This window comes from Chitinophaga varians (genome assembly GCF_012641275.1).
Taxonomy (GTDB): Bacteria; Bacteroidota; Bacteroidia; order Chitinophagales; family Chitinophagaceae; genus Chitinophaga; species Chitinophaga varians_A.
This window is the reverse complement of record NZ_JABAIA010000001.1, coordinates 1,124,649-1,136,221: the sequence shown is the minus strand read 5'-3', so window position 1 is coordinate 1,136,221 and position 11,573 is coordinate 1,124,649. Positions and strand designations below refer to the sequence as shown.

Sequence of the window (11,573 nt, the reverse complement as noted above, 5' to 3'; positions counted from 1 at the left end):
TTTTTTCACCCCAAAAAAATATCTGAATGAAAAAGCTATTTTCAACTTCAACCAGAATCATCGCAATTATAGCGCTGGGCGCTATAGTATTTGCATCTTGTCAGAAAAGTATGATCAAACCGGAAGATGGCGCCACCACTAAAAAGCTGCCGGACGAAAAACCCGCTGTCGCTTTGACAGCAGGCACCATTAACTTCAGCGGCTATACGTGGACAGTGCGTGCTACTTCCTCCGGCACCCAGGGCCCGGGCCCTAACTACTGGAACAGCAATAATGCGTGGCTGGACGCAAATGGCTACCTTCACCTTAAAATGCAGAAGGATGCGCAGGGACGCTGGAGCTGCGCCGAGGTGACCAGCAACAATAACTTTGGTTACGGTACCTACCAGTGGAAAATTGAATGTGATCTGAATATTATTGACAGGAACATCGTATTGGGACTGTTTAACTACTCCGGACAAGATGGCTACGATGAACAGGATGTGGAACTTTCCCGGTGGGGTAACCCCTCTGCCGGACAGTTCAATTACACTGTCTATCCGGCACAATCTGGTGTACGTTATAAAAATGTTCACTGGGAATCGCCCAATATTACGATGAACGGTACCTATACTACGCACCGGTTCACGCGTTACAGGACAGACAGCATCGTGTATGAAAGCCAGTTCGGGCATTACGATGCGGGCAGCACTATTGCCAGGAAAAAATTCACGTCTTCAGATATTAAGCTGTCGGCACTGAATATGCCCATACTCATGAACCTTTGGTTGATGAATGGTACTGCACCTGTCAATGGCCAGTCATATGAAGTGATCATTCACGAATTTAAATTCACGCCTCTGCCCTGACAGGTAATATACTTGAAACATAGAGGGACGTCTCATTTGTTTGAGACGTCCCTTGTTTATTTTAGGGCTTCAGCATCCACATCACGTCATTTCGGGTGTCGGAGCCGCCAAACTGCCGTTTCAGCGCCTCTTGCAGGTTGGCCTTGTTGTTCTGGTATTCCGATTGAGAGTAGGTGAACCGTACCGGTATTTTTCCGCCGTTCTGGTTAGACGGGCCCACGGAAAATACGGGAACGCCTGTACGACGATAATTGTAATAGGCCTGCCATCCGGCGTTGTTGAAGAAGGCCACATATTTTTGTGTGAGTATCTGCTTCAGACCTGCGTCGGTGTTGCCGGCATATTGCAGGAGCGGTTGCGCGAGGAACGTGGCGATATCTGCGTCGCTGACGCCATAGAACTTCATAGAGGCGGTGATGCCGTCTTTGTAGTGCTGTGCGGCGTCGCCGCCAATCCAGCCGCGGTTGATGGCTTCTGCGATCAGGAAATGTGTTTCCGCCGCGCCCAGCTGGATGTTGGGCACACCGGCCGGACTGCTCAGCCAGTAGCTGATATTAAATGTGCTGTATTTGCCTTTGTTGATATCGATATAGATCTGGTCCTGACGATCGCCGGTATTGGCGCCTTTGTAGCGGGCAAACGGATTGCCGGGGACAGCAGGCAGTGAATCTGCCGGAGCGGCCACAATGAACACACGCGGGTCGCGCAGCGAATCGAGGATGTTGATATAAGTGCTGCCGAGCGCGTTTCTTTTGGCCGACAGGATACCCACTTCCATGGGGTATAACGGATAGTTGTTGCTTTTCTGCGTGGCGTTATAGTTCATCTGCAGATTGTCCGCGTTGTCCAGTATCAGCGGATATTTCTCCGGGTTGCTGATGATACGGTTAAAGCGCCCTTTCAGGTCGAGGGAGGGATCGTTTTCTTTAACGCTCAGGTTCATCAGCTCACGCAGATAGCAGGTGTTGATGGCCTTTCTCCATTTCAGCAGGTTGCCGGCATAGAAGATGTCACCGTCGACGGTGGCTTTGGCATTGCGTTGGGTGATGGCGGCAAGGGAGTCGTTGGCTTCTTCCATCCATTTGAAACATTGCAGGAACACATCTTTCTGCGCATCATAGCGCGGCGCGTAAATGCCGTCGGTAGCGCCTTTGATGGCCTCCGACATAGGGATGTCGCCCATCTGCGAGGTCATGGACAGGAAGTAGAAGGTGCGGATGAACTTATTAACGGCATAATAAGGTGCTGCCAGCGCGGGACCTTGTTTGGCGGCTTCAATGTCCAGCTGTGCAGCGTTGCGGAGACTGCCATAGTAGCTGGAACCGCCGTCCCAGGCGTAGTCCTGGCTGCCGTAGTAGTCGTGGCCGAGTACCAGGAACTGATTGCTCATATGGGTGTAGTTCCATGGACTGTTGCTCATATCGCCGCTGAGGTCGCTGCCGGAGCTGAACCCGCTTTTAGCGGACCCCTGTCCGCCGATCATATCCATTTCAAGCCCTGTCAGCAGTAGTTTGGGAGTACCTACCACAGACACGTTGGGGTTTACCCGCAGGTCGTCAAAGTTTTTACAGCCTGTCATGGCCAGTGGCAGCAGGCAGGCGGTGAGTATATTTCTGGTTGTACGGTTCATGTCTGATTTTTTAGAAAACAAGGTTAATGTTGAAACCTACGCTGCGGGTGGAAGGCATTTCCAGTCCTGCGTTCTGGTCTATCCATTGGTCTACGTCGATATCTCTCACACCTTTATGTGCCAGATAGTACAGGTTTCGGCCTACAACAGAGATGCTGGCCCTGTTGATGATTTTGGCCTGTTTCAGCAGGGAGGATGGCAGATTGTAGGTCAGCACCACTTCCCGTATTTTCAGGTAGGAGCGGTCGTACAGGTTGGTGATGGCATTGCCATAGTAGTTTTTAGACCATGTTTGCCAGAGCACCGGGGTGGTGTTGGGAGCGAACTTGCGGGTATCGGAAATCACATTGCCGTCGCCGTCTACCTGCAGGGAGCCACCGGTCACCTGCATGCCGTCCGGTACGTAGGTGCCTTTATAACCGGTAGTGTTGCGGTTGTCCCAGTCGGCCTGGCGGTATTGGTTGGCGGACAGCGGATGATTGCCGCCCTGCCACATTTTCTGATCGAGGTAGTTGATGATCTTACCACCATAACGACCATCCACCTGTATTCTCAGGGAGAGATTTTTATAGGAGAAGGTGTTGATGATGCTGGCTACCCATTTGTCGTTGGCATATCCTACCATAGAAAGATAGGAATTGGAACGTGGCTGACCGTTGGAACCCAATACCAGTTTACCGTCGGGCGTACGCTGGAAGTCGGTCATGAAGATCTGGTCCATACGTTCGCCGATTTTTACACGATTGTATACATTGAGCGTGTCGTATACTTTGTTGAGATACTTCTGGAAAGTAGACCAGTTGACGAGCACGTCCCAGTTGAAGCCGCCTGCGGAGCGTACAGGCGATGCGTTTAGTGATATCTCGATGCCTTTGCGCATGGTCACCAGTCCGTTCATCTGGCGGGTTTTGAAGCCGGAGCCTTCGGAGATGGCCGGGTAGAATATCTGCGGGCCGTCCAGTGTTTTGTAAACGGACACGTCGAGACCGAGGCGGTTATTGAGCAGGCGGATATCGGTACCTACTTCATATGATTTACTGAATGCCGGTTTGATATTGGGATTGTAGAGAATATCCCCGAATACTTCGGCAGGATTGCCATCCCAGCGGCTGCCCACGGAATAGCTGGGATAGAGGTTGTATTTGGCGGTGCCGTCATCGTTCACCATATCGCCGCCCACGTTGGCATAGGAGGCACGCAGTTTCCAGAAAGAAATGGCTTTCGGCAGGTGCAGGATGTCAGACATCACGGCACTCAGGGACACGGACGGGTAGAAATAGGCGTTCTTGTTGGCCGGTAAAGTGCTGGACTGGTCCATACGGCCGGTCATCCCCAGAAAAAGATAATCACGGAAAGAGAAATCCACGGAGGCATAGGCGCTCTTCACCTGGCGGCTGTTTTTGGTAGAAGTGGCGCCTGGCGGGTCTACGCTGTTGTCTACGGTCCACAGCTGCGGCAGCAGCAAACCGTTGTTCGTATGTGCATACAGGCGGCTGTATTTCACAGTGCGGAGGTTGCCGCCTGCGGAGGCTTTCAGATCGAAGGCCTTACCGATTTTATTGTTGTAGCTCAACAGCACGTCGGTATTGTTGTCCCAGTACGTTTCGCCCGATTCATTGTAGCCGCCTTTGATGAAATAGCCGCCATCGCCGGAACGGTACGATCCGGAGATCGGGTAACGTTTGTTTTCCGAAAGATCATAGGAGCTGACGTTGGTACGGAAGTAGGCGCTCCAGTGGTCGTTGAAGGCGTAGTTCAGTTTGATGTGGCCGTACAGGTCATTTTTGTAATAACCATGCAGTGCCTCGTATGCGGTGAGGTACGGGTTGGTATACTGGTACGATTCAAAGTTGCGTTGTTGTATACCTTCTTTGCCGGGCATCCAGTAGTTTTTGAGATCGCGGATGTCATAGTCGGCGCCGCTCCACAGCATCAGCGTGTAGATAGGGCTGGACGGCTGATAGGTGGCATCGGGATAGTTGGGCGTATACTGTTTATCGTAGTTGATGGCGGTAGACAGCGTCATTTTTTTATTGACGTTCAATGTACCGGAGAAGTTCACGTTGGTGCCGCCCAGTTTGGTGTTGGGCACGGCGCCTTTCTGGTACAGTTGCGTTACCGACATACGTATATTGCCTTTGTCATTATTGGCAGAGATAGCGATGTTATTGGATGACAGCAGGCCGTTACGCAGGAAGTTGCGGAGGTTGTCATGGCCGCGGCGCTGCCACGGGATAGGCACTAATTTGCCGGTTTGCGGATTTATCGGGCTGTTATACTGGGTAATGAGCTGGCCTTCAAATTTAGGGCCCCAGATGTCGTAGTCGGCGTCATTGGTGCCGCCGCCCATGCCATCTACATATTCATACTGGAAGTTGGAGCCGGGGCCATACTCTTCCTGTTTGGTGGGGATGGCGAGGAACCCCATCTGGAATTGAGTGCTGGAGTTCAGTTCCACAGAGATGCCTCTTTTATCGGTGGTACCTTTTTTAGTGGTGATGAGGATGGCGCCGTTCTGTCCCTGGGAACCGTAGAGCGCTGCGGCGTTAGGGCCTTTCAGCACGCTGTAGGACTCGATATCATCGGCGCTGAGGTTCCATGAGTCGGAGTTGATGGGCACACCGTCTACTACGATCAGTGGTTTCACGCCTCTCAGATAGATGCCCGGGTTTTGAAATAAGCGTGTAGGCGTGGTGATGACAAGTCCGGACACTTTCCCGGCGAGGGAGTTGACGGCATTGGGCTCGCGGGCTTTCACGGCTGTTTCGCCTTTTACTTCCTGCACTGCGTAGCCGAGGGCTTTTTTCTCTTTTTTGATGCCGAGGGCTGTTACCACTACTTCGTCCAGTTTTTTCTGGTCGGTCTGTAATTGCACATGTACGGTGGCGCTGCCTTTAACGGCTACTTCGCGTGGCTCATAGCCGATGAAGCTGATGAGCAGCACGGCATTTTTGTCGCTTACCGCGAGGCGGAAACGGCCGTTTTCATCGGTGCTGGTACCGTTGTGGGTGCCTTTTTCCAGTATGGTAACACCGGGCAGGCCGTTGGTGCCATCAGTCACATTTCCGGTGATGACAAATTTTTCCTGTGCGGTGCTGCTGCTGTTACTATTGCTGCCGGCGGTTTTGGTGTTGCGTGAGGAGATGATCACCTGGTCGCCTTTGAAGGTGTACTCAAACCGGTCGGTGGGAAATAGTTTGGTCAGCACTTCTTTCAGCGGTTGGGCATCGATGTTCAGGTTGATTTCCCGGGGCGGGAGCATACTGACATCATAGGCGAAGGAGAGGCGCGTTTGTTTTTCGATCTGCGAAATCACTTCCGCCATGCTGGCCCTGGTCATATGTAGTGACACCCTTGGATTTTCGGGGTCCTGTTGGCGGGTGGTGGCGCCGGCATACGCCAGTTGGTGCCATGCCAGCAGGGAGCCGGTCAGTAACAGGCAAAGGAGTTTCCTGCCTCCGCGGCGGCGCGGTTGCATGCTTAGTAGCACTCTTTTCATTAGAGCTGTTTTTTTAAGTGAATAAGGTCCCACCGGATGCTTTTTCAGCGCATCCGCAATGGTTTGGAATGACAATTAAATGGTTGCTGTTTGTTGATGCCGGATAGCAGGAATTTGTTCACTGTTCGTTGCTTCGGCTGTAATTTTGGTTGCGTTTTTTACTGATGGAATTCAAGTGTTTTATGCTTTTTGGTAATGTTGACATTTAATGCTTTTCCGATTACGTCCAGTACTTCGTCCAGTGGTTTATTGTTAAAAGTGGCCTGTAGCACTTTATGTGACACTACGCTGTCTGTCACCACCACGTCCAGCTGATAATAGTTGGCCAGTACGACGGCCACTTCGCTGAGTGGCATCTGGTGGAACACGAGGCGGTTGGTTTTCCAGGCCAGCACATTGTCGCTGGAGGTGGCTACCGGTTTGATGTCCGGGGTTTTGTCCGATGTGGTGGCCTGTGCGCCGGCGTGCAGCAGCATGCTTTTACCGCTTTTATTTTCCGCTTTCACGCTGCCGCTGGTGACGAAGATGTCCACCTGTCCGTTGGCCAACCGGTGTACATTAAAGGCTGTTCCCAGTACTTTAATGTCTACTGCTGCGGCATGTACGGTAAACGGATTGTTCTGTTGCGGCGCTACTTCAAAATAGGCTTCTCCACTCTCCAGCATCAGTTCCCTGCTGCCCTGACCGTAATTGCGTGCGTAACGCAGGGTGGTGTTGGCATTGAGGAATACGCGTGAGCCGTCTGGCAGCAACAGGCTGTCTTTGGCGTTGGTGGTGGCCAACGTTTTCCAGGTGTTGTGCTGCCACCAGTTGTAGGATAACAGTCCCGCTACCAGGATGGCCGCGGCCCAGCCGGTACGGATTAACAAACGACGGATGTTGTTCCGGGGAACGGGAGGCGCCTCATCCAGCTGCGGTTGCAGCTGTTGCCAGCTATGCGTACGCATCTCATCTGCTGCCGCTTCCATCTCCGGTGCCAGCTGCAGCGCATCGACCACCAATATGGTTTTCAACAGTTCCGGGTGCTGGCCCAAAAGGGCCTGTAACTCCTGTTCTTCTGCTTCGGAGGCTTCTCCGGACTGAATCCGGGCCACTAATTCCCAAATATTTTCAGGCAACATATCCTTGGTTCTGATAGCTCTCAAAAAGATGCCTCTGTGTATAAGGCAACCTGTTTATTCAAAAACCCCTAAAAGGGGTGAAAAAAATTTTCAGTTGTTTTTAGGCACGGTCATATCATGCAGCTGCTCGTGCAGTTTTTTGAGGGCGATGGCCATCTGGGCTTCTACCGTTTTGACGGAGATGTCCAGTATCTCTGCCACTTCCCGGTACTTCAGTCCGTCTTCCCGGATCAGTTTAAAGACAAGGCGGCAACGGCCAGGCAGGGCATTGACGGCTTTCTCTATCTTCCTGACGGCTTCGGTGGAAAGATGTAACTGCTCAGGGGAAGGGGAAAACTGCAACAGCTCTGGCTGGATACCGTCCAGCGGATCGGTAGTGCTGCGTGCATTTTTTTTCAGGTAGTTATACGCGGTATTTCTGGTGGCAGTATAGAGGTAAACGCTTACTTTTTCCACTGCCGGCAGGGTATGCCTGTTTTTCCAGGTCCAGAGCATGACGTCATTCACCACTTCTTCTGCCTGCTCCCGCGCACCCAGCAAGGTGCTGGCAAAGTGGAGAAGCCGGTTGGCATAGTGATGGTAAAAATTGGCAAAGACAGACTGATCACCCCCGACCTTCATCTTTTCCCATAACTCTTTTCCCCTGTCATCCGGGGCGTCACGATTTGGTTTTGGCATCTGGAACTCCATTTCACAAAGCCAAAATAGGGATTTTAGTTAAACAGGTGCCCTTTTTTTACCTGCCGGTGTACCGGAAGAACCTTTATTTATACCATTTGCCCCTGTTGCTCCCGTGCTACCTTTGATCATCAAAATGATCTCATATGAAAGTAAAAGAATTGCGGCTCGTATTGACTGTTGATAACCTGGAAGAAATCATTCAATTCTATCGCGATACGGTGGGCCTGCCTGTTTCCAAGGCATGGGACGAGGAAACCGGCCGGGGAATAATCCTCGAAGCCGGCAGAGCATCGCTGGAACTGATTGATGCCAGGCATGCCGCCACTATCGACGCGCTTGAAGTGGGCCGCCGCGTAGCAGGACCTGTGCGCCTGGCCCTGAACGTGGGAAAAGATATTGAAACGGCCACGGCTACACTGGCGGCGGCAGGGGCGGAGGTGATAAGCCCCGTCACTACGGCGCCCTGGAGCCGGGTGTCACGGTTGAAAGATCCGGCGGGCATGCAGCTCACGCTGTTTGAAAAATCGACATTGTTGGAGGAATAACTGTATCTTGCGGCGTATATCCCTGACAGTATGCAAACAGCCCGTCATTTTATCATTGGAGATATCCATGGTTGCTTTGATGAGTTGATGATGTTGACCCGGAAAATGGGCCTTACGGCCGATGATATGTTAATCTCCCTGGGCGATATTGTGGACCGCGGCAATAAATCAAAAGAAGTATATCATTATTTCAGTAACAGGCCCCGTTCGGTGGTGTTGATGGGGAACCATGAACGTAAACACCTGAACGGGGTGCTCAACTATGCGCAGGACATCGTGAAACTGCAACTGGGACCGGAATATCCGGCGTTCCTGGAATGGTCGGCGCAACTGCCCTACTATTACGAAACCCCGGAGGCTATCATTGTTCATGCGGCGATGGAAGACGGCGTGCCGTTGTCAGCGCAGCGGGAAGACGTGCTGTGTGGCGCTACCGCCGGAGAAAAATATCTTGAAAAAAAATATCCCGAAGGAACTTACTGGTCGGACCATTACACCGGTGAAAAACCGGTCATCTACGGGCATCACGTAGTGGGCGATCAAATCAAAATAGCGAACAATACCTACGGCATTGATACCGGTTGTTGTCATGGTGGCTACCTTACAGCGATAGAACTGCCTGGCTTTATTGTGCATCAGGTGAAATGTGAAACAGATTACTGGAAGACAGCGCAAAAGGAATGGCAGGTGCCGGTGTTGCAGGCGAGAGACTGGGCGGACATGGACTTTACCGCTATCCGGCGGCAGCTGGACAAACTGGCTTATATAGAAGAACCGGCAGCCAGACAGTACCTCGATCAGCTGCACCACGGCCTCGGCAGGCTGGAGGCGTTGTTCCCGGTGCTCAAAGAAAAGCTGGACGCTTTTGCCGCACGGCTGTTGGAGAATGGCCGGGAAGTGTTCAGCCGGGAGGCGAACAGTTATCCATTCAAAACATATTTATTTAAAAGCAGTAATCATAACCTGAAAGTGGAAGACCTGCAGAAAAGCCTGCTCACGCCGCAAAAGATCAATCAGCTGGCGGCAGCATTGGGAGTGGCCCCTGTTGAATTTCCTCCTTTCATTAATACAGTAAGATGAAATATATCGGCGCGTTGATGCTATTGTTAACGGGAATGCAGGTGCGGGCCCAGTTTGGTATCATCCAGGATAAGGACGGTTATACCAATGTAAGAGAGGGCGCAGGCATCTCCCGGAAAATAGCAGACAAGGTATTGAACGGCGAAATCGTATATGCGTGGGAGCGCGAAGGGGAATGGTGTGACATCAATTATCGCCGGAATGGTGAGATACAGGGTGGATTTGTACATAGCTCCCGTATTAAAATGCTGGAAGATGTTTTTGAGAAGATCAAAGTAAGACGGCAGGATGAGACCAACGCCGTGTTTCAGCAAGACTCGGTGACGGTCATGTTTACTACCAGGCCTTTTGTTGAAAAAGCCCATCAGATTGGCCGGGATAAGAGTGACAGTAACTATCCTATTGTGAATAAGATCGACGGCAAAGAGTTTTACGGCTGTGATGGCGGCCTGCCTACCCATGAATATAACACGTTCACCATACAAATCGGCAACCGCGCCGTAGTGGTACCGGACAAGGCTATACGTGACCTGTACCAGCCCAATCCCGAGCTGACCGTCGTGTATTACGACCGTAAAAACGACCGGCTCTATATCACAGCTACCAACAGCGATGGGGCCGGCAGCTACGAAGTGTTGCTACAATTTGATCATGGTGTGTATACCAAAAGAGCTATCTTCTACGGATTTTAGTAGTCAGGCTAACCGGAAAATTCAGGATCTTTACCGCGGACCAAACCGATAGCCATGGAAAACAGAACGATCATCGTAGTACCTTATACCACTGCATGGGCAGAGACTTTTGAACGACTGGCCGGTATTTACCGGGCACAGCTGGGTGAACTGGTAACCGGTATTGAGCATGTAGGCAGCACCTCCGTGCCCGGACTGGCGGCAAAGCCAATTATCGATATTGATATTATTATACAGGGGCCTGCGGGCTTACCATCCGTGGTGGCTGTTTTGGAGCGACTGGGCTATACCTGGAGAGGCGATCTGGGCATTCCCGGCAGAGAGGCTTTTGGCAGAAATGCGGACACCTCTCCGCTGGATGGCAACGGCACTTCATGGCCGGCGCATAATTTGTATGTCTGTGTAGAAGGATGTACCAGTTTGAAAAACCATTTGCAGCTGCGCAATTACCTGCGGCAACATCCCGATGCGGCCAGGCAGTATGGCACGCTCAAACAGGAGCTGGCAGCAAAATATCCCAACGATATTGATAGTTATGTGGAAGGTAAAACAGCCTTCATTACGGCGATACTGGCGCACACAGGCATGGAAGCGGACGATCTGAAAAACATTACGGCGCAAAACAAGGCTACAAAGTAAGGATATGGCGCCTCATAAGATGCTTATATTTTTCACTATAAAACAGCTTATATGAGAACATTATGCCTTCTTTTATCTTTCCTGTGTGCCTTTGCAGTCATCGGGAAAGCGCAGGACAACATCCGCGGCGCCTGGAAATCGGCTCATGGCGGTGTGAACAGCATCCTGTTGATCACGCCGAATTATTTTTCCATCACCAGTTACGAGGACACCAGTTTTATTGATACCATGGGCGGCACCTGGAAAGCCGATGGCGGCAGTGATGTGTCCGTAAAAATAGAATTCAACACAGAAGAGCGTAATCAGATAGGCTGGGAAGGCACTGTGCCTGTTTCATATGAAAACGGGAAACTCGTTACTACCCAAAGCGGCGGCCAACGGGTGGAATGGACCCGCGTTGACAACGGTGACGGCCCCCTGGCCGGCAGCTGGAAAATCACCGGCCGGGAACAGGCCGGAAAAATGAACACCATCACGCCAGGTGCCCGCAAGACGGTTAAAATCCTTACCGGTACCCGCTTTCAATGGGTTGCTATCAATACTGACACCGGCGAATTCTTTGGCACCGGCGGCGGTACCTATACCTTCGAAAATGGCGTGTACACAGAGAAAATTGATTTCTTCTCCCGCGATAATTCCCGTGTGGGCGCTTCACTGAGTTTCAAAGGCAAAGTGGACGGCAATTCCTGGGACCACAGCGGTTTAAGCTCCAAAGGAGAGCCGATACATGAAGTATGGACGAAATAATTGTTTCGCATAAAAAAAAGAAAAGGCCGTATCATAAATAAGTGATACGGCCTTTTCTACATTTTAAAGGTATTCTAAGCGGGCAGGGGGG

At 51.4% G+C, this 11,573-nt stretch carries 10 protein-coding genes; 6 read left to right on the top strand and 4 right to left on the bottom strand.

The genetic code is table 11. The features are described 5' to 3' along the window. Nucleotides 1-26: 26 nt before the first annotated feature. A complete protein-coding gene (locus HGH92_RS04575; RefSeq protein ID WP_168869571.1) occupies nt 27-848 on the top strand; it encodes a glycoside hydrolase family 16 protein in 822 nt (273 codons plus the stop codon). A 61-nt stretch (nt 849-909) separates the two neighbouring features. Here the strand turns inward: HGH92_RS04575 and HGH92_RS04570 are convergent, their stop codons facing one another. The 4 genes from HGH92_RS04570 to HGH92_RS04555 form a co-directional block, all read right to left on the bottom strand. Then, nucleotides 910-2,478: a SusD/RagB family nutrient-binding outer membrane lipoprotein gene (locus HGH92_RS04570; protein WP_168869570.1), complete on the bottom strand. Its 1,569-nt coding sequence runs from the start codon at nt 2,476-2,478 to the stop codon at nt 910-912. A 10-nt stretch (nt 2,479-2,488) separates the two neighbouring features. Next, nucleotides 2,489-5,977: a SusC/RagA family TonB-linked outer membrane protein gene (locus HGH92_RS04565; protein ID WP_168869569.1), complete on the bottom strand. Its 3,489-nt coding sequence runs from the start codon at nt 5,975-5,977 to the stop codon at nt 2,489-2,491. 158 nt (nt 5,978-6,135) lie between these two features. After that, entirely contained in the window at nt 6,136-7,122 is a 987-nt protein-coding gene (locus HGH92_RS04560; protein ID WP_168869568.1) for a FecR family protein, read from the bottom strand. A gap of 66 nt (nt 7,123-7,188) precedes the next feature. Next, the gene (locus HGH92_RS04555; protein ID WP_168869567.1) at nt 7,189-7,776 is read right to left on the bottom strand and encodes an RNA polymerase sigma-70 factor; all 588 of its coding nucleotides are present in this window, start codon (nt 7,774-7,776) and stop codon (nt 7,189-7,191) included. A 146-nt stretch (nt 7,777-7,922) separates the two neighbouring features. On the opposite strand from HGH92_RS04555, the gene HGH92_RS04550 reads away from it, so the two are divergent. From HGH92_RS04550 to HGH92_RS04530, 5 genes are read left to right on the top strand one after another with little or no spacing between them, the layout of a single operon-like run. Continuing rightward, nucleotides 7,923-8,324: a VOC family protein gene (locus tag HGH92_RS04550; protein ID WP_168869566.1), complete on the top strand. Its 402-nt coding sequence runs from the start codon at nt 7,923-7,925 to the stop codon at nt 8,322-8,324. Between the two features lie 30 nt (nt 8,325-8,354). Continuing rightward, the gene (locus HGH92_RS04545; RefSeq protein ID WP_168869565.1) at nt 8,355-9,404 is read left to right on the top strand and encodes a metallophosphoesterase; all 1,050 of its coding nucleotides are present in this window, start codon (nt 8,355-8,357) and stop codon (nt 9,402-9,404) included. Continuing rightward, complete coding sequence (locus tag HGH92_RS04540; RefSeq protein ID WP_168869564.1) at nt 9,401-10,096, top strand: SH3 domain-containing protein; 696 nt, start codon at nt 9,401-9,403, stop codon at nt 10,094-10,096. Before HGH92_RS04545 ends, HGH92_RS04540 begins: the two co-directional genes overlap by 4 nt. A gap of 54 nt (nt 10,097-10,150) precedes the next feature. Further along, nucleotides 10,151-10,735, top strand: a complete 585-nt coding sequence (locus HGH92_RS04535) for a GrpB family protein (RefSeq protein ID WP_168869563.1) — start codon at nt 10,151-10,153, stop codon at nt 10,733-10,735. A gap of 51 nt (nt 10,736-10,786) precedes the next feature. Continuing rightward, nucleotides 10,787-11,482, top strand: a complete 696-nt coding sequence (locus tag HGH92_RS04530; protein ID WP_168869562.1) for a membrane or secreted protein — start codon at nt 10,787-10,789, stop codon at nt 11,480-11,482. Nucleotides 11,483-11,573 lie beyond the last annotated feature (91 nt).